The organism is Crossiella sp. S99.2 (assembly GCF_023094165.1).
Taxonomy (GTDB): Bacteria; Actinomycetota; Actinomycetes; order Mycobacteriales; family Pseudonocardiaceae; genus Crossiella.
Genome location: NZ_JALMDK010000001.1, coordinates 271,027 through 291,239 on the forward strand (window position 1 = coordinate 271,027; position 20,213 = coordinate 291,239).

The window sequence follows — 20,213 nt, forward strand, 5'->3', positions numbered from 1 at the left end:
TACCCTCCCCAGTGTGGGGATGGTCAAGTTCAACCGGGAGGCGCTGGAAGGCTGCCGCACCACGGTGGCCGGCCAGGCCGGTCAGTTCGGCGCGGTCGGGGACGGCTTCCCCAAGGCGGCGAGCAACGCGGCCATGTTCGGCAAACTCGCCGACTCCGGCGCGTTCGCCCAGGCCCTGGACGCCCTGGACAAGTCGATGAACGAGGACTTCAACGCGGCCGAGGTGCTGCTCGGCAAGATCGACCGGGCACTGGACGCGGTGCAGCGCACGGTGGCCGACACCGAGCGCGCCAACGCCGACGGGGTGCGCCGGTGAGCGCCAGGGACGCGGTCGCCGGCCTGCCCGGCGGCCAGGCCCTCGCCGAGATCTGCGACAAGGTCAACGGCGATCCGGAGGCCATCCGCGCGGTCGCCACCCGCTGGACCGAGGCCGCGGGCAAGGCGGGCGAGTGCGCTGGCGCGGTGCGCACATCGGTGGCCGGACTGGACGCCGCCTGGCAGGGCAGCTCCGCGGACGGCTTCGTTGGCTACATGGGCAAGTTCGACACCGCCGCCACCGCCGCGCAGACCACCCTCACCCAGGCCGCCGGCGACCTCCGGGCCGCCGCGGACGCCCTCTCCGGCGCCGAGCAGTCGGTGAACACCATCTGCGAGAACCTGCTCAGCCGGGTGCGCACCTTCAAACAGCAGAACCGGAACCAGCCCGAGGAGGACGTGCGGCCGGTGATCGAGGGCTTCGTCAAGGAGGCCATCGCCGACGCCCAGCCCAAGGTCACCGAGGCCGAAACCGCCCTGCGCGGCGCACTCGGCGCCCTGCGCGGCCGGTCCGCCGAACCCAAGTTCGCCAAGCTCGACGCCCCCGACGGCCAGCCCTTCGCGCCCGCACCGGGCAAGAAGGTGGACTGGCAGCCCAGCCCCGAGCCGAAGAAGGAGGAACGACCGGCCGAACGACCGCGGGAAAGCGGCGGCGGGTCCGGCTCCAGCGGCGGTGGCGGTGGCGGTACCGGCGGAGGCGGCGGTGGCGGGCTGGGTCCCAGCGGCGGACCACCGCCCGGCGGCGGACCCGCGCCACAGGGGCAGGTGGCCGAGTGGATCAACCAGGCCATCGAGATCCTCAAGGCCCAGGGCTACCCGGTGGACAAGATGAACCCCAACGACATCTGGATGATCATCCAGAAGGAGTCCGGCGGCAACCCGCAGGCGATCAACAACTGGGACTCCAACGCGGCCAAGGGCACCCCGTCCAAGGGCCTCATGCAGACCATCGACCCCACCTTCGACCGCTGGTCAGTGCCAGGGCACAAGGACATCTGGAACCCGGTGGACAACATCATCGCCGGCATCCGGTACTCGGTGGAGCGCTACGGCTCGGTGTCCAACGTGCCGGGTGTGGTGGGAGTCAAGACCGGATCGGGTTACCGCGGCTACTGAGCGCTGTTTAGGCTGCGGCCATGGCCCAGCCGACCTCGCTGTTCTCCGTCGCCGCCCGTGCCGACATCCCGCCGTTCCACGTCATGGACGTGGTCTCCGCGGCGGCCAAGCGGCAACGCGAACGCGGTGACGTGCTCTCCCTCGCCGCCGGGCAGCCGTCCAGTCCCGCGCCCGCGCCGGTGCGCGCGGCCGCGGCCGAGGCGCTGGCCAAACAGACCCTGGGCTACACCGAGCAGCTCGGCATCCTGGAGCTGCGCAGTGCCATCGCCGGGCACTACGGGCGCACCTACGACCTGGACGTCAGCCCGGAGGACGTGGTGGTCACCACCGGGTCCTCCGGCGGATTCCTGCTGGCCTTCCTGGCCGCCTTCGATCCTGGCGACCGGGTCGCGCTGACCAGGCCCGGGTATCCGGCCTACCGCAACATCCTGCGGGCGCTGGGCTGCGAGGTGGTCGAGCTGCCGTGCGAGCACGAGACCCGGTTCCAGCCCACCGTGGAGCTGCTGGAATCCCTCGACCAGCCGATCAAGGGGCTGATCGTGGCCAGTCCGGCCAACCCCACCGGCACCGGGCTGGACCCGGCCGAGCTGGCCCGGATCGCGGCGTGGTGCGCGGCCAACGGGGTGCGGCTGGTCAGCGACGAGATCTACCACGGCATCAGCTACGGCCAGCCGCTCGGCTGCGCCTGGCAGACCTCGCGCGAAGCGATCGTGGCCAACAGCTTCTCCAAGTACTTCGCGATGACCGGCTGGCGGCTGGGCTGGCTGCTGCTGCCCGCCGGACTGCGCCGCGCGGTGGACTGCCTGACCGGCAACTTCACCCTCTGCCCGCCCGCGCTGTCCCAGTACGCCGCGGTGGCCGCCTTCACCCAGGAGTCCTACGCCGAGGCGGACGCGCACGTGCTGCGCTACCGCACCAACCGGGACCTGCTGCTCTCCGGCCTGGCCGGGCTGGGCATCGACCGGGTGGCCCCGGCCGACGGCGCCTTCTACGTCTACGCCGACATCGGCCACCTCACCGAGGACTCGATGGGCTTCTGCCGGAAACTGCTGGCCGACACCGGTGTCGCGGTGGTGCCGGGCATCGACTTCGACCCGGTGCACGGCAACCGGTTCGTCCGGCTCTCCTTCGCCTCGGCCACCGCGACCATCACCGAGGCCGTGGCGCGCATCGGGAGCTGGCTGCCCACGCTGTGACCCGGGGCATAGCCGATACCCGACCAACGGGGCGGCAGCCGCGGAAAACCCGCGCCTAGCGTCGGGGCGTCCTTCCCTCACCGTCCAGAAAGGACGAACGGATGCGCGCCTCGACCTTCCTCCGCCGCCTGGCCGCCACCGCCGTGGTCACCGTGGTCGCCGGCCTCGGCCTGTCCGCCCCGGCCAGCGCCGAGCCCGTCATGACCCTCTCCGGCGCTGAACTCGCCGTCGCCCAGCAGGGGCTGCGGCACCAGTTCACCAAGGAGGAGACCAAGTTCCTCTACGACGCGGCCAAGACCGGCGGCGAAACCCTGGTCTCACTGGGGTGCAGCGTGATCGTGCCCGCCCCGGCCAACGCGCTGTGCGGGCCGGTGGCCAAGTTCGTGGTGACCCTGGTCGCCTCGCCGTTCAACCCCAACGGCCGCTGTCTCGCGCTGTGGGCCGATCTCCAGGAGTTCCCGCCGATCGGCGCTAAGTACAACGACTGCTGATCAGCCGGATTCGGTGCCGGTGCCGCGCACTCCCGCCGACGGCCAGCCGCAACCGCCCTCGCGGTCCGAGCGCAGTTTGACCGACAGGTGCGACATGACATCGCCCAGCGCGTCGATCTGCCCCGGGGTGAGCTGGTCGATCAGCGCGGCCCGCACCGTCTCCACATGGCTGGGCGCGAAGCTCTCCAGCGCGGCGTATCCCTCCGGCGTGAGCACCGCGAAGTACCCGCGGGCGTCATCCGGCACCGCCTCCCGGCGCACCCAGCCGCGCTGCTGCAACCGGTCGATGACATGGGTGAGCCGCGGCCTGGCGGCCACCACCTGCGCCGCCAGGTCCGCCAGCCTGATCCGCCGCTGTGGGGTCGCGGACAACCGCACCAGCACCTCGTACTCGAAGTGCGTGATGCCGTGGTCCCGGCGCAGCTGCTGGGCCACCCGCTCCTCCACCAGGCGGCTGGCGTCCAGGAAGTGGACCCAGGCGCGCATCTGGGCTTCGCTCAGCCAGCGTGGTTCGCTCACCTGGCCATTATTGCCAACGGGCCGGATGGAACTCCGCTGGCCGCTCGATCGTTCATCGACCGAGAGGTTCGCGAGGGGAGAGCGTTATGTTGATGATCATCGGGATCCTGCTGGTCGGCTGGATCGCCCTGTCCGTGATCGGGTTCCTGGTCAAGGGACTGTTCTGGCTGGCCATCGTGGGTGGTGTGATCTTCGTCGGGGCCACCGCGGTGACCTGGGTCAAGAAGCAGAACCGCCAGATCCACTGAGTTTCCCGGCCAGGTAGGCGCGGGCGTCCGCCGCCCCGGCCCACAGCCTGGCGTCCAGCCCCGCGGCCAGCGCGCCGTCGATGTTGACCTGGCGGTCGTCGAAGAACACGCACTGCTCCGGCTGGGCATCCAGCCTGCGCACCAGCTCGGCCCAGATCTCGGGGTCGGGCTTGGCGCATTCCAGGTCGCCGGAGAAGACCAGCGTGCGGAACTTGGCCGACCAGTCCCGCTGCTCCACCGCACGCCCGAAGGCGGCAGGCGCGTTGGACAGCAGTGCCAGCGGCACCCCGCTCTGGTGCAGCTCGTCGAGCAGCGCCTCGGCTTCCGGCTCGAAGACCAGCCAGCCCTCGCCGTCGGCCTTGGTCAGCGCGACCACGGTCTCCTCGTCCACCGCGACCCCGAGCCGGTCGCCCACCGCACGCCAGTACCGCGCATCCGGGCAGCCACGGTCGTATGCCTCCCGCTCGGCCCAGTAGGCGGGCTCGAACTCCGCCGCGGACACGCCGAGTTGCTGGGCCAGCGCGGGCAGCGCGGCCGTCTTCCGGCTGAGTACCTCGCCGTAGTCGAAAACCACCCAGTACATGTGTTCCCTCTCGCCTTATCGCGCCGCGGTCTGGTTGCGGAGCACGTCTTCCTTCTCGATCCGGCGCAGGACCTCCACGATCCCGGCCCGGTCCACATCCCGGTGCGTGACGAACCGGACCTGCCCGGCCATCGGGGTGGCCAGCACGCCCGCGCCGGTCAGCCGCTGCAAGGCCAGGTCCAGGTCCGGCACCCCGGCCAGCAGGATGTTGGTCTGCGGCCGCTGCACCCGCCAGCCCTGTTCGGTCAGTCCGTCGGCGAGCAGCTGGGCGTTGGCGTGGTCCTCGGCCAGTTCACTCACCCGCTCCAGCGCGAGCAGTCCGGCCGCGGCCAGCACACCGCCCTGGCGCACCCCGCCGCCGAGCATCTTGCGCACCCGGCGCGCCTCGTCGACGAACTCCGCCGACCCGGCCAGCACCGAACCCACCGGGGCGCCCAGGCCCTTGCTCAGGCAGGACTGCACCGAGTCCGCGCCCACGGTCAGCGCCGCCGGTGGCACCTCCAGGGCCACCGAGGCGTTCCAGATCCGGGCCCCGTCCAGGTGCACCCGCAGCCCGGTCTGGCGCGCGGTGGCGACCAGGCGGGTGTGCTCCTCGATCGGCACCACCGCGCCACCGGCCGCGTTGTGCGTGTTCTCCAGGCACAGCAGCGTGGTGCGCAGCGCGTAGTACGGACCGGCGGCGCCCGCCGCCGCGCGCACGGTCTCCGGCGCCATCCGGCCGGGTCCCAGCTCGCAGGGCAGTTCGGCCGGCATGCCGCCGGCCAGCCAGGCAGGCGCGCCCAGCTCGTTCTGCAGCACGTGCGCGTCCTTGGCGGCCAGGAAGCGGTCGCCGCGGCGCAGGTGGATCATCAGCGCGATGATGTTGCCCATGGTGCCGCTGGGCACCCACAGCGCGGCGGCCATGCCGAGCCGGTCGGCGGCGCGTTCCTCCAGCGCGCGCATCGTCGGGTCGCGGTCCAGGACGTCGTCACCGACCTCGGCGGCGGCCATGGCCGCGCGCATCCGGTCATCGGGCTTGGTGACGGTGTCCGATCGCAGGTCAATCGGAGCCGAGTAGGTCACGATACGATCACACCACACTCGCCGCCGCGGATCGAGCGGCGAATGCCCAGCTCGCGGGCTCGGGCACGCGGGGGGTGACGTGGATCTCTTCCCGGGAACGTGCAACCGTTGTGCGCAGTTGTTTCGTCCAGTAGGTGCAAGCAGACGAGCGGAGAGTTCCGCGTGGACCATCACGAGGAGCAGGAGTTCGCCGAGTACTTCCTCGCCAGGCGCGATGCGGTGCGACGGACGGCCTACCTGCTCTGCGGCGACTGGCACCGGGCGGATGACCTGGCCCAGACCGCGTTCGTCGCGTTGCACCGGCGCTGGCGCAAGGTCAGGGACAAGGGTGCCCTGGATGCCTATGTCAGACGCACGCTGGTGCGCGCGTCGATCGACGAGTCCCGGCGGCCGTGGCGGCGCGAACGCGTCGTGGACGAGCTGCCGGAGACTCCGGCGAGCACACCGGAGGTCGGTGACTCGGTGGCCACCAGGTCGGCTCTGCTCGACGGCTTGCGGCGGGTCCCGCCGCGGCAGCGCGCGGTGCTCGTGTTGCGGTTCCTGGAAGGTCTGGACGTCTCGGCCGCGGCCAAGGCGCTGGGCTGTTCGGAGGGAACCGTGAAAAGTCAGACCGCCCGCGGGCTCGATGCCCTGCGGGAGGCGCTGGGTGACGCACTGGACGATCTGAGGTCCGCCACATGAGCGGGATCATCGGGTCGAGGAGGTGGATGTAGGTGGACGAGCACAAACTCGCGGACGCCCTCCGCGATGCCGTGCGTGAGGTGCCACCGCCGTCCTTCAACGAGCAGGACGTGGTCACCGCCTCGCACCAGGCGAGCGCGCGGCAACGGAAGCTGATCCTGTCCGGATCGACTTTCGGCGCGGCGCTGCTGCTCGGCGGCACGCTGGTGGTGAGCAACCTGCTCGGACCGGAGCCGACCCCGGCGAACACGGCGTCCTCGGGTGAGGCCACGGCGGAGGGCGGCGTGCTGCGCGGCCCCGGCGGTGATGCCTCCACCGCGGATCCCGGCACCAGCCGGTCCAACCCCAAGACCTCGCCTGATGTTTCCAAGCAGGGGGAAACATCAGCGAGCGCCGGCCCCTCGGCCGGTGGCACCGAAGGGTGCGGGATGGCGGACCGGAAGCTCGCAGCCGCCCTCGCCGTCGAGCTTCCGGCCGTCACCTCCCTTCCCCTGGAACAGCCCCAGGGCGAGCTGTGCACGGCACCGGGTTCGCGTGGCGTCGCGCTGAAGCTGCCCGACGGCGTGCTGACCGTGGTGCTCGGCCCGGACGGCGGCCCGATGGCCAGGAACGGCCAGGCATTCGAGGGGCCGGAGCGCAGCCGCGGCTACACCGCCCACACCGCCAAGGGCGCCCCGCTGACCGTGTCCAGCAAACCGGCCAAGGGCAAGGCCACCCCGCCGTACGCCGCTGAGCTGGAACGGTTGGCGAAGGCGCTCTCCGAGGTGTTCTGAGTCCGCTTCTGGCACGATCGCGGGTTATGTCCGAGACCCCCGGCAGACATCCCGCGAGCACGCCCAAGGGCGAGCGCAGGCGGCACGCGCTGATCGAGGCGGCCGCCGCGCTGCTCGCCGAGGGCGGGTTCGACGCCATCCGGCATCGCGCGGTGGCCGAGCGGGCCGAACTGCCGCTGGCCTCCACCACCTACTACTTCAGCTCGCTGGACGATCTGGTGGCGGCCGCGATCGAGCACAGCTCCCGGGCCGAGCTGACCTTCGGCCGGACCTGCCTGGATGAGCTGTCCGACCGGGACGGTCCGGTGTGCGCGGCGGACCTGGTCGAGCTGATGCTGGACCTGCTGCTCGGCCGCGCGTCCAGGGACGGTGGCCTGGAACCGGTGCTGCTGCGCTACGAACGCCTGGTCGGCAGCGCCAGGCGGCCATTCCTCACCGAGCTGATGCGCGGCCTCGGCGAGGAGCTGATGGCCCTGCTCACCGAGCTGTTCGCGCATTCCGGCACCCCGGTGAGCCGGGAACGGCTGAACGAGCTGGTCGCGCTGGTGGACGGCGCGGTGGTGAACGCGCTGATCGAGAGCAACCCCGACCCCAGGGACGGCGCCCGCCGGATGTTGCGGGCAAACCTGCCCGGCCGCCGCTGACACCGTGCAACCTGTTCCCGGCTGCCTCCGTGAGTAAAGGCGGATCTGGGTGATGGGAGGCGCTGGATGCGAGCCGAGGATGACGCGAGCTATCGGGAGTTCGCCAGAACGAAGGCCATGTCGCTGCGGCGGCTGGCCTACCTGTTGTGCGCGGACTGGCACCTCGCCGAGGACTTGACGCAGACAGCGCTGATCAAGATGTACCGGGCCTGGCCCAAGGTGCAACGGAAGAACACCGTCGACAACTACGCGCGGCAGGTCCTGCTCCGCTGCTGGCTGGACGAGCGAAGGAAACCCTGGCGCACCGTCGAGAACCGCGACGGCCAGGTGCCCGACCAGCCCGGCGCCGATCTTGATCCCGCACTGGCCGGACCGGCCACGGGGACCAGGGACCTACTGCTGCGCGCGCTCACCGAGATCCCACCGCGGCAGCGTGCCGCCGTGGTCCTCCGCTACTGGGCAGACCTGTCCATCGCGGATGCCGCGGCCGCACTGCGCTGCTCGGAAGGGACCGTCAAGAGCCAGGCCGCGCGCGGGCTGGACGCCCTGCGCGCGGTCGTCGAGCGGCTGGACGTCGAGTACGTGCCAGTCGCCGGGAGGAGCGTGTGATGAACGAGAACCAGTTGATCGACGATCTGCGTGGGATCGGCGGCGCGGAGCCGCCATTGGGTTTCGACCCGGACCGGGTGGCCGACACCGCGGCCAAGCTGCACAAGCGCCGACGCGCGCTGCTGGGCGTGAGCATCGGCACCACGCTGGCGGTGGCCGCGACCGCTTTCTCGGTGAGCCTGGTGCTGCCCGGCGAAGCGGACAGCATCTCGGTCGCGGCGCCGCCGCCGACGCCCTGGCCCACCGTGACCAAGACCGAGGTGCCCCGGCTGCCCGACCCGAAGGTGGACCTCAGCAAGCAGAAGGAGCGGCTGGAGCGCGAGCTGCCGGGGATCATCAAGAAGGTCAAGCCGGACGCGCAGGTGACGGCAGACGCGTTCTCCCAGTACGGCGGGCCGAACAGTTGGGACTACCTCGCGAACACCGTGAAGTTCACCGCTCCGAATGGGGAACAGAGCTTCAACCTGCACATCTACGGCAAGGCCGCCTTGATCATGCAAAGCGTCCAGCTCCGTGAGCAGTGCGCGGTGCTGGTCGACGCGCAGGGAAAGCCGGAGGACGACCCTGAGGTGACGGAGCGTCGCCGCTGTGATCGGATCTCGCAGCCGGACGGCAGCACCGTGGTGGTCAAGGCGGGGAGCAGCATTGAGAAGAACATGGCCCTCAATGCCCCCGACCGGAAGCCACTGAAGCGGGGCCTGAATGTCATGCATTTCCGCACCGACGGCACGATGGTGCAGTTGTACGAGAACCCGGTGGACAAGCACACCGAGGCGATGAGCTACGAGCAGCTGATCCGGTTGGTGGCCAATCCGGGGCTGAACCTGAAGTAGCCGGAACCAACCGCTCGTTCCGGACATCCCATAGTGGCCGGCGCTGATCTTCAGCGCCGGCCACGTGGCGGTCGACACTGGGGGTGCCGACCGCCACGTGCTCATATACGCGCTGGTCAACTAGGCTATCCAGACGTGACCTCGACCAAGCCGCGCATTCCCAACGTCCTGGCCTCCCGGTACGCCTCGCTTGAGCTGGCCCGCCTGTGGTCGCCCGAGCACAAGGTGGTCCTGGAACGGCAGCTCTGGCTGGCCGTGCTGCGGGCCCAGGTGGATCTCGGCATCGAGGTGCCGGCCGGTGCGCTGGCCGATTACGAGCGGGTGCTGGAGCAGGTCGACCTGGGCTCCATCGCCGAGCGGGAGCGGGTCACCCGGCACGATGTGAAGGCCCGGATCGAGGAGTTCAACGCGCTGGCCGGGCACGAGCACGTGCACAAGGGCATGACCTCGCGGGACCTCACCGAGAACGTGGAGCAGCTGCAGATCCGGCTGAGCCTGGAGCATGTGCGGGACCGGGTGGTCGCGGTGCTGGCCCGCCTGGGCGCGCTCTCGGCCGAGAACGCCGAGCTGGTCATGGCCGGGCGTTCGCACAACGTGGCCGCGCAGGCCACCACGCTGGGCAAGCGGTTCGCCACCGCGGCCGATGAGCTGCTGACCGGGTTCGGCCGGCTGGAGGATCTGCTCGCGCGGTACCCGCTGCGCGGCATCAAGGGCCCGGTGGGCACCGCGCAGGACATGCTGGACCTGCTGGACGGGGACGCGGACCGGCTCGCCCGGCTGGAGACCGCGGTTGCCGGGCACCTCGGGTTCGGCCAGGTGCTGACCAGTGTCGGCCAGGTCTACCCGCGCTCGCTGGACTTCGAGGTGGTCACCGCGCTGGTGCAGCTGGCCGCCGGGCCGTCCAGCCTGGCCAAGACGATCCGGCTGATGGCCGGGCACGAGCTGGTCACCGAGGGCTTCAAGCCCGGTCAGGTGGGCTCCTCGGCCATGCCGCACAAGATGAACACCCGGTCCTGCGAGCGGGTCAACGGCTTCGCGGTGATCCTGCGCGGGCACGCCTCGATGGTCGGCGAGCTGGCCGGGGACCAGTGGAACGAGGGCGATGTGTCCTGTTCGGTGGTGCGCCGGGTCGCGCTGCCGGACGCCTTCTTCGCCTTCGACGGGCTGCTGGAGACCTTCCTGACCGTGCTGGACGAGTTCGGCGCCTTCCCCGCGGTGATCGGCCGCGAACTCGACCGCTACCTGCCGTTCCTGGCCACCACCAAGGTGCTGATGGCCGCGGTGCGGGCCGGGGTGGGCCGGGAGACCGCGCACGAGGCGATCAAGGAGAACGCGGTCGCCACCGCGCTGGAACTTCGCGAAGGTTTGGAACGGAACGACCTGCTGGACCGGTTGGCCGCCGATGAGCGGCTGCCGCTGGACCGGGCCGCGCTGGACGCGCTGCTGGCCGACCGGCTGCCCTTCACCGGCGCGGCGGGCGCGCAGGTCAGCGCGGTGGTGACGCGGATCGAAGCGGTGCTGGCGCGCTACCCGGAGGCGGCCAAGTACAGCCCCGGCGCCATCCTCTGAGACCGGTTTCGAACCGGCAGAACTGGTGCCCCGGTACTTCGGAACCCTCTAAGTACCGGGGCATTGCGCACAATCGCCCCGGAGAATGACTCGCGAGACAACACGTCGGGGTCACTGGGGAGTGAACTTTGGTCGCACGGATGGAGGGGAAGGCCCGAAACCGCACCGCGCTACTGGAAGCAGCCAGGGAAGTCATCGTCGAGGAAGGGCATCGCGGGGCCTCCCTTGGCGTGATCGCGGGCCGGGCCGGCCTCACCACCGGCGCCATTTACTCGATTTTCGGCAGCAAGCGCGACCTGTTGATTGCGGTCATCGAGGACATTCACCGACGTGTCATTGCCGACCTGCAACAGCTCAGCGATCCGCGACTTTCGCTGGAACAGGTGATCGCGGTCTACGTGGCCGGGCGGTTGCGCGCGGCCGATGCCAAGGACGCCGCGCCGCTGCTGGCCTTCGAGACCGAGCTGTCCGGGCTGGCGCAGAGCGATCCGGTGGTCAGCACCCGGCTGCGCGACATCTCGGTGCGCTCGGACCGCCAGTTCGCCGAATCGCTGACCGGTCGCCGGGACGAACGCGGCCTGGTGGTGGACGAGCGGCGGGCCGGGTACCTGGCGCTGGGCGTGCGCGCCCTGGTGCTGGGCTTCGAGCAGCGGCGGCTGCGGGGCGAGACGGTGCCGGAATCGCTGGTGCTGGACCTGGCGACCGCGATGGTCCGGCAATAAAAAAGGATCGCCCAGCCCCCGAGCCGGGCGATCCCGAATCCGCCGGACGATCCCCGAGAAGGTGGCGGAAAACTGTTGCCGAGATGATGGCACGGTTCGTCGGTTCTTGACACCGGTGGTGCGACGCAGGTCACGTGCGGTGCATTGCCTAGGGTGAGGCCGTGACCTCCCTCGCCGACTACCCGCTGATCGCCGCGGGCAAGGTTCGTGAGCTGTACTCCGTCGACGACGAGCACCTGCTGTTCGTCGCCTCCGACCGGATCTCCGCCTTCGACTTCGTGCTGCCCAACGGCATCCCGGACAAGGGGCGGGTGCTCACCGCGATGAGCGTGTTCTGGTTCGAGCTGCTCGCCGACGTGGTGCCCAACCACGTGGTGGCCTGGGACGACCCGCGCATCCCGGCCGAGGTCCGTGGCCGCGCGCTGCTGGTCCGGCGGCTGGCGATGGCGCAGGTGGAATGCGTGGCCAGGGGCTACCTGACCGGATCCGGCCTGGCCGACTACCGGCGCACCGGCGCGGTGTGCGGGGTCGAGCTGCCCGCCGGACTCGGCGAGTCCGACCGGCTGCCGGAGCCGATCTTCACCCCGGCCACCAAGGCCGAGATCGGCGCGCACGACGAGAACGTCTCCTTCGCCGCCGTGGTCGACACGGTCGGCGCCGAGCAGGCCGAGCAGCTGCGGGAGCTGACCCTGGCCGTCTACGGCCGGGCGGCCACGCACGCGGAGAGCCGGGGCCTGATCCTGGCCGACACCAAGTTCGAGTTCGGCGTGGACAAGGCCGGTCAGCTGGTGCTGGCCGATGAGGTGCTCACCCCGGACTCCTCCCGGTTCTGGCCCGCCGACGGGTACACCCCGGGCAAGGTCCAGCCCTCCTTCGACAAGCAGTACGTGCGGGACTGGCTGACCTCGCCGGCCTCGGGCTGGGACCGGGCCTCGGACACCCCGCCGCCCCCGCTGTCGGAGGAGGTCGTGGCCGCGACCAGGGCCCGCTACGTCGAGGCGTACGAGCGGATCACCGGCCGCGCGCTGGCGGACTGGCCGTCCCCGCAGGCTTAAGCAGAGTTGCGCCTGCGCGCAACCTCAGCGGCAGGTCGTGGTCACGCGGCCATGGCGCAATAGGGTCATGCGCCCCAGACTGCTCGTCTCGCTCTCGGGCATCGGCCGAGCGACCCTGGCCGAGTGCGCCGCGTTCGCCGCCGCGCTGGACCGGCGCGGCCTGCCGCTGTCCCTACTGCTGACCCCCAAACCCAACAGCGAGCGCCCCACCAGGGACTCGCCCGTGCTGGACTGGATCAGGGCTCGCGAACAGGCCGGGGACGCCCTGGTGCTGCACGGTTTTGACCACGTGGCCCAGCCCAGCGGGGCCCGGCTGCCGCTGCCCAGGCTGGCCCCGGCGGCCAGCTGGGCGGGCGGCCGGATCTGGCGGCGGGCCGAGTTCGCCGACCTGCCCGCGCACGAGGCCGGGCTGCGGCTGCTGGCCGCCACCGCGGTGCTGGACCGTCTGGAACTACGCACCAAGTGCTTCGCGCCGCCGAGCTGGCTGGCCTCCGCCGGCACGGTGATCGCGTTGCGGCGCAAGGGGTTCGAGGTCTGCGCGGACGCCGCGGGCGTGCACGATCTGCGCACCGGGGTGCGGCACCGGGGCCGGGTGCACGAGGTCGGCCGGGGCGAGCTGTGGGCGCGGGCCGCGCTGCGCGGTGGGCGGCGCGGCGGCCTGGTCCGGATCGCGGTGGACGCGACCGAGTTGTGCCGGCCGCAACCGGCCCGCGCGGTGCTCGGCGCGATCAGCGGCGCGCTGGCGCTGGGCGCGCTCGGTGGGACATATGCAGACCTCGGTCTGGGCCGTATCGCCGAACGTCGTGGGCTGAATGCCGGATAATTACGTCGCTTGAACGAGTGACGGCGCCAATCACCGCACCGGACGATCGAGATCGTCCCCTCCCAACCCTGCGGTGAGGTGCGTATGAACAGAATTACGAAATTGTTCCTGGTTGCCGCCATGGCCATCCCGGCGGCGGGCTCGTTCGGATTTTCCGCCCCGGCCCCGGCAGCCGCGGCCAGTGTGCCCCAGGACGAGAAGATCGGCGCCGAGGAAAACGTGGCGCACACAATTGCCGGTGGCGACAGCGCGCTGACCCTGCGGCGCGCGGAATCCGGCTACGTCAAGGCACACGTCACCGGCCTGAAACTGCAGCCAGGCGATGTGCTCCGCATTTCCGACCCGAGCGGCCGGGAGAGCTACACCTACACCGGCGCGGACGACCTGGCCGCCAGCCCGGACGCGACCGGGTTCTGGGCCATGTCGGTCACCGGCGAGGCCGCGGTGCTGAGCCTGTCCGGCAAGGACGGTGGCCCGGCCTCGCCCGATTCCACCGCCACCATCGACAAGCTGACCCGCGGCTTCACCCCGGCGGAGTTCAAGGCCGCGCAGGACAGGCAGACCCGCAGCATCTGCGGTGCGAACAACTACCAGGACGTGGCCTGCTACCAGACCTCGAACCCGACCGAGTTCGCCCGCACCAAGCCGGTGGCCAAGCTGCTGCGCAACGGCTCCTCGCTGTGCACCGCCTGGCGGGTCGGTGCGAAGAACCGCATGCTCACCAACAACCACTGCTTCACCAGCACCGCCGGCATCGAGGTGTGGTTCAACTACCAGTGCCCCACCTGCAACGGCACCACCAGCACGCCGACCAAGGTGCTCGCCTCGAAGGTGCTCAGCACCGACGCCGGCCTGGACTACACCCTGTTCGAGGTCAACAACTTCGCCGCGATCTCCAGCTTCGGCTTCCTGGAACTCGACGTCCGGGTGCCCGCGGTCGGTGAGCGGATGTACGTGATCGGCCACCCGGCTGGCAAGCTGAAGAAGCTCTCGCTCAAGGACGACCAGAGCCCGAGCGGCAACTGCCAGGTCCGCGCGGTGCGGGTGAACGGCAGCAGCTCGCAGAGCGACATCTCCTACATGTGCGACACCGAGGGCGGCTCCTCCGGTTCGCCGGTCCTGTCCGGCAACACGCACAAGGTGATCGGCCTGCACCACTTCGGCGGCTGCCCGAACCAGGGCGTGCGCATCGACCTGGTGGCGGCCAAGATCGGCAACCTGCTCTGAGCCACCGCCCGCCCGGTCGACCCCCATCGACCGGGCGGGCCCGGGTCACAGGCTCGCCAGCACCTCGGCCTCCTGAGCCGGGCTCAGTCCCGCCTTGCGCTCCCGGTCCAGGCCCAGTTCGCGTTCCCAGGCCAGCGTGTCCACCGCGGTCTCCGCGGCAGAGCGGATGGTCAGGCCCGCGTCCAGCGCGGGCTGGGCCTGGTGCGAGGTCATCCCGGCGTAGTCCGCGGGCAGCCACAGCGGCAGCGATCCCGGCCCGCCCCAGGGCTTGATCTCCAGTTCGGTCAGCTTCGCCTCGGGCGCCCGCACCAGTTCCGCCGGGACGCCGAGCGCGTCCTGGACTTCGCCGAGGAACTCCGGCAGCGGCGCGGGTTCGCTGATCGCGTCGAAGGTGCCGCCCAGCCGCTGCTCGGCGGCCAGCACGATCCACGCGGCGAAATCACGCGCGTCGATGTGCTGGAACGGCTGTGCGGGCGCGTCCGGCACCAGCACCCGGCCGCCGCGGGCGAACCGGGCGGGCCAGTACCCGAACCGGTCGGAAAGATCGCCCGGTCCGGTGATCAGGCCAGGGCGCGGGATGAACGCGTCCTCGCCGAAGACCTCGCGCACCGCGTTCTCGCTGGCCACCTTGATCCGGCCGTAGCGCTCACCCACCTCGGCGGTGGGCAACCCGGCCGCGTCGTCCACGAGTGGTTCGACCAGTTTTCCGTCCACACCTTGGCCCGTGGTCGCGTTGTCCGCGTACACGCTGATGGTGGAGACGAACGTCCAGTGCTTGGTGGTCTTCGCCAGCTTCTCCAGCGCGTCCCGCACCCACGGGAAGGAGATCCTCGCCACGTCCACCACCGCGTCGAAGCGCTCCCCGGCCAGCGCCGCCAACCCCTCCGGCGCGCTCCGGTCCACCACCGCGGTGACTGCCCCGGCGGGCACCTGTCCAGAGACCCCGCGGACCGCGCAGACCACGTCATGCCCACGTCGCAACGCTTCTTCGGCGACGGCCTTCGAAAGGAAGATCGTCCCGCCCAGTACCAGAATCCGCATGCCCACACCCTGCTGGACCGATGCGCGGCCCGCGACCGATCTCGCGCAGAGCGAACGGCGGTGAGAGCGGTAACGCATCGAGCGCGCGGAGTGAACAAGCAGGTCAGGTAGGCTCCTCTCGTCCCGCTTCCCGGCAAAATCCAGGAGCATTCGCGTGGCCCGAGTCGTCGTCGACGTCATGCCCAAGCAGGAGATCCTCGATCCGCAAGGACAGGCGGTGGCGAATGCGCTGCCCCGTCTCGGATTTGATGGCATCGCCTCCGTCCGCCAAGGCAAGCATTTTGAGCTGGAGGTCGACGACAACGTCGACGACGAAGCTCTCGCGAAGATCGCCGAGACCTTCCTCGCCAATCCGGTGATTGAGGACTGGACCGTCCGCCGGATCGAGTCATGAGCCCCCGGATCGGGGTCATCACCTTTCCCGGCACCCTCGACGACGTCGACGCCCTGCGCGCCGTGCGTTACGCCGAGGCCGAAGCCGTACCGCTGTGGCACGCCGACGCGGATCTGCGCGGGGTGGACGCGGTGGTCGTGCCCGGCGGGTTCTCCTACGGGGATTACCTGCGGGCAGGCGCGATCGCCCGGTTCGCCCCGGTGATGGGCGAGGTCGTCGCGGCCGCGGCCAAGGGTCTGCCAGTGCTGGGGATCTGCAACGGATTCCAGATCCTGTGCGAGGCCGGGCTGCTGCCCGGCGCGCTGGTCCGCAACGCCGGACTGCACTTCGTCTGCCGCGACCAGTGGCTGCGGGTGGAGAACAACTCCACCGCGTGGACCTCCCGGTACGAGCAGGGCGCCGAGATCCTGGTGCCGCTGAAGTCCGGCGAGGGCCGCTATGTCGCGGAGAAGTCCACTGTGGACGAACTCGAGGGCGAAGGCCGGGTGGTGTTCCGCTACGTCGGCGGCAACCCCAACGGCGCGCTCGACGACATCGCGGGCATCACCAGCGCCAACGGCCGGATCGTCGGCCTGATGCCGCACCCCGAGCACGCGATCGAGGCCCTCACCGGCCCGACCGATGACGGTCTCGGCCTGTTCCTGTCCGTTCTCGACTCGCTGGTGGCGGCGTGACAACGACTGAACAGCAAGTGGACACCGTCGAGCACGCGGCGGCCACGCCAGAGCTGGCGCAGCCCTACCGCGAACTCGGCCTCAAGGACGACGAGTACACCCGCATCCGGGAGATCCTCGGTCGCCGCCCCACCGACGCCGAACTGGCGATGTACTCGGTGATGTGGAGCGAGCACTGCTCGTACAAGTCCTCCAAGGTGCACCTGAGCTACTTCGGCAAGACCACCACGCCGGAGATGAAGCAGCACATGCTCGCCGGCATCGGTGAGAACGCCGGTGTGGTGGACATCGGCGACGGCTGGGCGGTGACCTTCAAGGCGGAGAGCCACAACCATCCGTCCTATGTGGAGCCGTACCAGGGCGCGGCCACCGGTGTCGGCGGCATTGTCCGGGACATCCTGGCCATGGGCGCCCGCCCGCTCGCGGTGATGGACCCGCTGCGCTTCGGCCCGGCCGACGCGCCGGACACCCGCCGGGTGCTGCCCGGGATCGTCGCCGGGGTCGGCGGTTACGGCAACTGCCTCGGCCTGCCCAACATCGGCGGCGAGGTCGTCTTCGACCAGACCTACGCGGGCAATCCGTTGGTGAACGCGTTGTGCGTGGGCGCGATGCGGGTCGAGGACCTGCACCTGGCGCACGCCTCCGGCACCGGCAACAAGATCATGCTCTTCGGCGCGCGCACCGGCCTGGACGGCATCGGCGGGGTGTCCGTGCTCGCCTCGGACAGCTTCTCCGGCGACGAGTCCGGCACCGGACGCAAGAAGCTGCCCAGTGTGCAGGTGGGCGACCCGTTCACCGAGAAGGTGCTCATCGAGTGCTGCCTGGAACTCTTCCGCGAGGGCATCGTGGTGGGCATCCAGGACCTCGGCGGCGCCGGGCTGTCCTGCGCCACCTCGGAGCTGGCCAGTGCCGGTGACGGCGGCATGCACGTGAACCTGGAGACGGTTCCGTTGCGCGCCACCGGCATGTCGCCCGCGGAGATCCTCTCCAGCGAGTCGCAGGAACGCATGTGCGCGGTGGTCGAGCCCAAGGACGTCGAGGCGTTCCTGCGGGTCTGCCGCAAGTGGGACGTGATCGCCACCGAGATCGGCGAGGTCACCGAGGGCGACCGGCTGGTGATCACCTGGAACGGACAGACCGTGGTGGACGTGCCGCCGCGCACCGTGGCGCACGAGGGCCCGGTGTACCAGCGGCCGATCCAGCGCCCGGCCACCCAGGACGCGCTGATCGCGGACGTGCCGGACACGCTGCCGCGACCCGGGTCGGCCGAGGAGTTGCGGGCGACCTTACTGCAGCTGATCGCCTCGCCGAACCTGTGCAGCCGCAAGTGGGTCACCGAGCAGTACGACCGGTACGTGCGCGGCAACACCGTGCTGGCCCAGCCCGCCGACTCCGGGATGATCCGGATCGACGAGGAAACCGGCCGCGGCGTGGCGATCTCCACCGACTGCAATGGCCGTTATGTGCAGCTGGATCCCTACACCGGCACCCAGCTCGCGCTGGCCGAGGCATACCGCAACGTGGCCGCCACCGGCGCCACCCCGTACGCGGTGACCAACTGCCTCAACTTCGGCTCGCCGGAGGACCCGGGCGTGATGTGGCAGTTCAGCGAGGCCGTGCGCGGCCTGGCCGACGGCTGCAAGCAGCTGGGCATCCCGGTCACCGGCGGCAACGTCTCCTTCTACAACCAGACCGGCTCGGTGGCGATCCTGCCCACCCCGGTGGTCGGCGTGCTCGGCGTGATCGACGACGTCAGCCGCCGCACCCCCACCGGCCTGGGCGCGGAGGACGGCGAGACCCTGCTGCTGCTGGGTGAGACCAAGGACGAGTTCGGCGGCTCCGAGTGGGCCAACCACGTCCATGGTCACCTCGGTGGCCAGCCGCCGTCGGTGGACCTGGAGCGGGAGCGGGTGCTGGCCGAGGTGCTGGTGGCCGGGTCCCGCGACGGCATGCTTTCCGCCGCGCACGACCTCTCCGAGGGCGGTCTGATCCAGACCGTGGTGGAGGCCGCGATCATTGGCGAGAGCGGCTGCCGGATCGTGCTGCCCGAGGGCGCGGACCCGTTCACCTTCCTGTTCTCCGAGTCCGCCGGTCGCGCGCTGGTCGCGGTGCCGCGCAGCGAGGAGCTGCGGTTCACCGAGATGTGCAAGGCGCGCGAGCTGCCCTGCAGCCGGGTGGGCGTGGTGGACACCGAGTCCAAGGCGGTGCAGGTCCAGGGCCAGTTCACGGTGGGCCTGGATGAGCTGCGCACCGCCTGGGAGGGCACGCTGCACGCGCTGTTCGACTGAGTTTTTCGCACTGCGACAAGGGGAGAGGCCACCTGGTCTCTCCCCTTTCGCTTACTGGCTGGTGGCTCGCCTGCGGCTGGTCGCGGTGAGCAGCAGGACCAGGCCGAGCAGGCCGAGGGAGAGCCCGGTGAGCAGTTGCAGGTGCTCGGGGACCATGTGCATCAACAGCCAGCCCTCGCCACCGACCTGCCTGGCGATGAGCCCGCCGAAGCCCTGGATCATCGCGACGATCCCGAACACTTCGAGCATGGCCGCAGTCCTTCTTTCGTATTCTGTGGTCCACCCGACACGCACCGTTGTGACCCGACTGTAGTGAAAAACCACCCCCGGTGGGTCATCCGCAGGGTTGGTCCGGGGTCGCGAAGGTGGCCTTGGCCGGGTCGGGGCGCTGCGACCAGGTCACGCCGCCGAGGCCGCAGCGACGGTGGAAACGGGCCCCGTCCCAGTTCAGCGGTCCCATGAAGGTGGCCCTGGTGAGGTAGACGTTGCCGTGGAACTCGGCGTGGTCCAGGTGAGTGACCCGCCACAGGGTGGCGTCCTGGATCCGCATCCCGCCGATCAGCCTGCCGCTGAGGTCCAGCCTGCTCAGCGTGGCGCCCATCAGGTCCAGGTTGTACCGAGGGCCGTCGGTGCCCGCCTTGGGCAGCAGGTCCCGGATGAGCTGCTGCGCGCTGCGCCGCACCTCGCCCTCCCTGGAGTAGCGGGACTCGCCCTTGCGCTCATCCGGCATCTCGAACGGGCGGCGCAGGTAGGCGCAGTAGATGTCCAGCACGGTCTGGGCGTACTCGGGCCGGCTGCGCGCGATACCGGCCAGCGCGTGCAGCGCGCCCACCCGCACCTGGTCCGCCTCGTGCCCGAGCAGCTCCACCGCCTTGGCGAAGCGTTCGTCGCTGACCCGCTCCCGGTCGTGCTCGGCCCGGCTGGTGTCCAGCCGCTGCCGCTGCTCCTCCACCTGCCGCCGCCGGTCGTTGAGCCAGAGCGCGTACAGCGCCACCACCGACCCCGCGCCCAGCCCGCCGGTCTTGAGCGCCTCGGTCAGCCCCGCCTTCGGATCCGCCACCAGCAAACCCCCGCCGACCAGCAGCAACGCTCCCATCGCGAGCAGCACGGTGCCGGTGAGCACCACCGCCTGCCTGCGTCGCAGCATGCCGAAGCCGAGCACCCCCAGTGCCACCACGAACCCGCCGATACCCGGTCCCAGCAGCCACCACCCGTTGTCCACGGCGATGATCGTGCCGCCATTCGAGTGGTCGTTCAACGTCCAACGGTAGTTCGCCAGGTAAGCGGCACCGGTCCGTTTCGTCTGGTCGTATGCTCGCTGGTCACCCGAACCGGACAGGGGAGCGGACT

24 protein-coding genes are annotated in these 20,213 nt (G+C 70.5%); 18 read left to right on the forward strand and 6 right to left on the reverse strand.

What is annotated here, in order from left to right; all coding sequences use genetic code 11:
• Positions 1-13 precede the first annotated feature (13 nt).
• The 4 genes from MZC64_RS01240 to MZC64_RS01255 all read left to right on the forward strand — a co-directional run bounded on the left by MZC64_RS01240 (position 14) and on the right by MZC64_RS01255 (position 3,118).
• Positions 14-316, forward strand: coding sequence for a hypothetical protein (locus MZC64_RS01240; RefSeq protein WP_247755236.1), 303 nt, complete (start codon positions 14-16; stop codon positions 314-316).
• Positions 313-1,431, forward strand: coding sequence for a WXG100 family type VII secretion target (locus MZC64_RS01245; RefSeq protein ID WP_247755237.1), 1,119 nt, complete (start codon positions 313-315; stop codon positions 1,429-1,431). Before MZC64_RS01240 ends, MZC64_RS01245 begins: the two co-directional genes overlap by 4 nt.
• 20 nt (positions 1,432-1,451) lie before the next feature.
• Positions 1,452-2,627, forward strand: coding sequence for a pyridoxal phosphate-dependent aminotransferase (locus MZC64_RS01250; protein WP_247755238.1), 1,176 nt, complete (start codon positions 1,452-1,454; stop codon positions 2,625-2,627).
• A gap of 101 nt (positions 2,628-2,728) precedes the next feature.
• Positions 2,729-3,118, forward strand: coding sequence for a hypothetical protein (locus tag MZC64_RS01255; protein ID WP_247755239.1), 390 nt, complete (start codon positions 2,729-2,731; stop codon positions 3,116-3,118).
• Here MZC64_RS01255 and MZC64_RS01260 read toward each other — a convergent pair whose 3' ends face one another.
• Positions 3,119-3,637, reverse strand: coding sequence for a MarR family transcriptional regulator (locus MZC64_RS01260; RefSeq protein WP_247755240.1), 519 nt, complete (start codon positions 3,635-3,637; stop codon positions 3,119-3,121).
• Positions 3,638-3,723: 86 nt separating this feature from the next.
• Here MZC64_RS01260 and MZC64_RS01265 point away from each other — a divergent pair, with 86 nt between their 5' ends.
• Complete coding sequence (locus MZC64_RS01265; RefSeq protein WP_247755241.1) at positions 3,724-3,885, forward strand: hypothetical protein; 162 nt, start codon at positions 3,724-3,726, stop codon at positions 3,883-3,885.
• On the opposite strand, the gene MZC64_RS01270 is transcribed toward MZC64_RS01265, so the two are convergent.
• Together MZC64_RS01270 and MZC64_RS01275 are read right to left on the reverse strand one after the other, a co-directional pair.
• Positions 3,857-4,468, reverse strand: a complete 612-nt coding sequence (locus MZC64_RS01270; RefSeq protein WP_247755242.1) for an HAD family phosphatase — start codon at positions 4,466-4,468, stop codon at positions 3,857-3,859. The two genes, MZC64_RS01265 and MZC64_RS01270, sit on opposite strands and share 29 nt — an antisense overlap.
• 15 nt (positions 4,469-4,483) lie before the next feature.
• The gene (locus MZC64_RS01275) at positions 4,484-5,530 is read right to left on the reverse strand and encodes a GntG family PLP-dependent aldolase (protein ID WP_247755243.1); all 1,047 of its coding nucleotides are present in this window, start codon (positions 5,528-5,530) and stop codon (positions 4,484-4,486) included.
• A gap of 162 nt (positions 5,531-5,692) precedes the next feature.
• Here MZC64_RS01275 and MZC64_RS01280 point away from each other — a divergent pair, with 162 nt between their 5' ends.
• The 10 genes from MZC64_RS01280 (at position 5,693) to MZC64_RS01325 (ending at position 14,466) form a co-directional block, all read left to right on the forward strand.
• Positions 5,693-6,211, forward strand: a complete 519-nt coding sequence (locus MZC64_RS01280) for a SigE family RNA polymerase sigma factor (RefSeq protein WP_247755244.1) — start codon at positions 5,693-5,695, stop codon at positions 6,209-6,211.
• 32 nt (positions 6,212-6,243) lie between these two features.
• A complete protein-coding gene (locus MZC64_RS01285; protein ID WP_247755245.1) occupies positions 6,244-6,984 on the forward strand; it encodes a hypothetical protein in 741 nt (246 codons plus the stop codon).
• A gap of 26 nt (positions 6,985-7,010) precedes the next feature.
• Positions 7,011-7,628, forward strand: coding sequence for a TetR/AcrR family transcriptional regulator (locus MZC64_RS01290; RefSeq protein WP_247755246.1), 618 nt, complete (start codon positions 7,011-7,013; stop codon positions 7,626-7,628).
• Positions 7,629-7,694: 66 nt separating this feature from the next.
• Positions 7,695-8,237: an RNA polymerase sigma factor gene (locus MZC64_RS01295; protein ID WP_247755247.1), complete on the forward strand. Its 543-nt coding sequence runs from the start codon at positions 7,695-7,697 to the stop codon at positions 8,235-8,237.
• Positions 8,237-9,070 (forward strand): hypothetical protein, encoded by an 834-nt coding sequence (locus MZC64_RS01300; RefSeq protein WP_247755248.1) that lies wholly within the window; start codon positions 8,237-8,239, stop codon positions 9,068-9,070. The genes MZC64_RS01295 and MZC64_RS01300 overlap by 1 nt, the downstream gene beginning before the upstream one ends.
• Positions 9,071-9,205: 135 nt before the next feature.
• Positions 9,206-10,639 (forward strand): adenylosuccinate lyase, encoded by a 1,434-nt coding sequence (gene purB, locus MZC64_RS01305; protein WP_247755249.1) that lies wholly within the window; start codon positions 9,206-9,208, stop codon positions 10,637-10,639.
• Between the two features lie 140 nt (positions 10,640-10,779).
• The gene (locus MZC64_RS01310) at positions 10,780-11,361 is read left to right on the forward strand and encodes a TetR/AcrR family transcriptional regulator (RefSeq protein ID WP_247755250.1); all 582 of its coding nucleotides are present in this window, start codon (positions 10,780-10,782) and stop codon (positions 11,359-11,361) included.
• Positions 11,362-11,522: 161 nt separating this feature from the next.
• Entirely contained in the window at positions 11,523-12,416 is an 894-nt protein-coding gene (locus tag MZC64_RS01315) for a phosphoribosylaminoimidazolesuccinocarboxamide synthase (RefSeq protein WP_247755251.1), read from the forward strand.
• 67 nt (positions 12,417-12,483) lie between these two features.
• Positions 12,484-13,239, forward strand: coding sequence for a DUF2334 domain-containing protein (locus MZC64_RS01320; RefSeq protein WP_247755252.1), 756 nt, complete (start codon positions 12,484-12,486; stop codon positions 13,237-13,239).
• A 102-nt stretch (positions 13,240-13,341) separates the two neighbouring features.
• On the forward strand, positions 13,342-14,466 hold the full coding sequence (locus tag MZC64_RS01325) for a serine protease (RefSeq protein ID WP_247755253.1): 1,125 nt from the start codon (positions 13,342-13,344) through the stop codon (positions 14,464-14,466).
• A 45-nt stretch (positions 14,467-14,511) separates the two neighbouring features.
• On the opposite strand, the gene MZC64_RS01330 is transcribed toward MZC64_RS01325, so the two are convergent.
• Positions 14,512-15,507, reverse strand: coding sequence for an NAD-dependent epimerase/dehydratase family protein (locus MZC64_RS01330; RefSeq protein ID WP_247755254.1), 996 nt, complete (start codon positions 15,505-15,507; stop codon positions 14,512-14,514).
• A 154-nt stretch (positions 15,508-15,661) separates the two neighbouring features.
• Here MZC64_RS01330 and purS point away from each other — a divergent pair, with 154 nt between their 5' ends.
• Genes purS through purL form a run of 3 tightly spaced genes read left to right on the forward strand, consistent with a single transcriptional unit; the run spans position 15,662 to position 18,863 of the window.
• Complete coding sequence (gene purS / locus MZC64_RS01335; protein ID WP_185000803.1) at positions 15,662-15,901, forward strand: phosphoribosylformylglycinamidine synthase subunit PurS; 240 nt, start codon at positions 15,662-15,664, stop codon at positions 15,899-15,901.
• Positions 15,898-16,575, forward strand: coding sequence for a phosphoribosylformylglycinamidine synthase subunit PurQ (gene purQ, locus MZC64_RS01340; RefSeq protein ID WP_247755255.1), 678 nt, complete (start codon positions 15,898-15,900; stop codon positions 16,573-16,575). Before purS ends, purQ begins: the two co-directional genes overlap by 4 nt.
• Positions 16,572-18,863, forward strand: a complete 2,292-nt coding sequence (purL, locus tag MZC64_RS01345; RefSeq protein WP_247755256.1) for a phosphoribosylformylglycinamidine synthase subunit PurL — start codon at positions 16,572-16,574, stop codon at positions 18,861-18,863. Before purQ ends, purL begins: the two co-directional genes overlap by 4 nt.
• 51 nt (positions 18,864-18,914) lie before the next feature.
• Here purL and MZC64_RS01350 read toward each other — a convergent pair whose 3' ends face one another.
• Together MZC64_RS01350 and MZC64_RS01355 are read right to left on the reverse strand one after the other, a co-directional pair.
• Positions 18,915-19,112 (reverse strand): hypothetical protein, encoded by a 198-nt coding sequence (locus tag MZC64_RS01350; protein WP_247755257.1) that lies wholly within the window; start codon positions 19,110-19,112, stop codon positions 18,915-18,917.
• Positions 19,113-19,197: 85 nt separating this feature from the next.
• Positions 19,198-20,121 carry a pentapeptide repeat-containing protein gene (locus MZC64_RS01355; RefSeq protein ID WP_247755258.1) on the reverse strand — a complete coding sequence of 308 codons (924 nt, stop codon included), beginning with the start codon at positions 20,119-20,121 and terminating at the stop codon, positions 19,198-19,200.
• Positions 20,122-20,213 lie beyond the last annotated feature (92 nt).

Bases quoted from the DNA above. Each gene is read 5' to 3' on its own strand.
- MZC64_RS01250 (WP_247755238.1), top strand. From the start codon at position 1,452: ATGGCCCAGCCGACCTCGCTGTTCTCCGTCGCCGCCCGTGCCGACATC.
- MZC64_RS01255 (WP_247755239.1), top strand. From the start codon at position 2,729: ATGCGCGCCTCGACCTTCCTCCGCCGCCTGGCCGCCACCGCCGTGGTC.
- MZC64_RS01265 (WP_247755241.1), top strand. From the start codon at position 3,724: ATGTTGATGATCATCGGGATCCTGCTGGTCGGCTGGATCGCCCTGTCC.
- MZC64_RS01270 (WP_247755242.1), bottom strand. From the start codon at position 4,468: ATGTACTGGGTGGTTTTCGACTACGGCGAGGTACTCAGCCGGAAGACG.
- MZC64_RS01290 (WP_247755246.1), top strand. From the start codon at position 7,011: ATGTCCGAGACCCCCGGCAGACATCCCGCGAGCACGCCCAAGGGCGAG.
- MZC64_RS01295 (WP_247755247.1), top strand. From the start codon at position 7,695: ATGCGAGCCGAGGATGACGCGAGCTATCGGGAGTTCGCCAGAACGAAG.
- MZC64_RS01300 (WP_247755248.1), top strand. From the start codon at position 8,237: ATGAACGAGAACCAGTTGATCGACGATCTGCGTGGGATCGGCGGCGCG.
- MZC64_RS01310 (WP_247755250.1), top strand. From the start codon at position 10,780: ATGGAGGGGAAGGCCCGAAACCGCACCGCGCTACTGGAAGCAGCCAGG.
- MZC64_RS01320 (WP_247755252.1), top strand. From the start codon at position 12,484: ATGCGCCCCAGACTGCTCGTCTCGCTCTCGGGCATCGGCCGAGCGACC.
- MZC64_RS01330 (WP_247755254.1), bottom strand. From the start codon at position 15,507: ATGCGGATTCTGGTACTGGGCGGGACGATCTTCCTTTCGAAGGCCGTC.
- purQ (WP_247755255.1), top strand. From the start codon at position 15,898: ATGAGCCCCCGGATCGGGGTCATCACCTTTCCCGGCACCCTCGACGAC.
- MZC64_RS01350 (WP_247755257.1), bottom strand. From the start codon at position 19,112: ATGCTCGAAGTGTTCGGGATCGTCGCGATGATCCAGGGCTTCGGCGGG.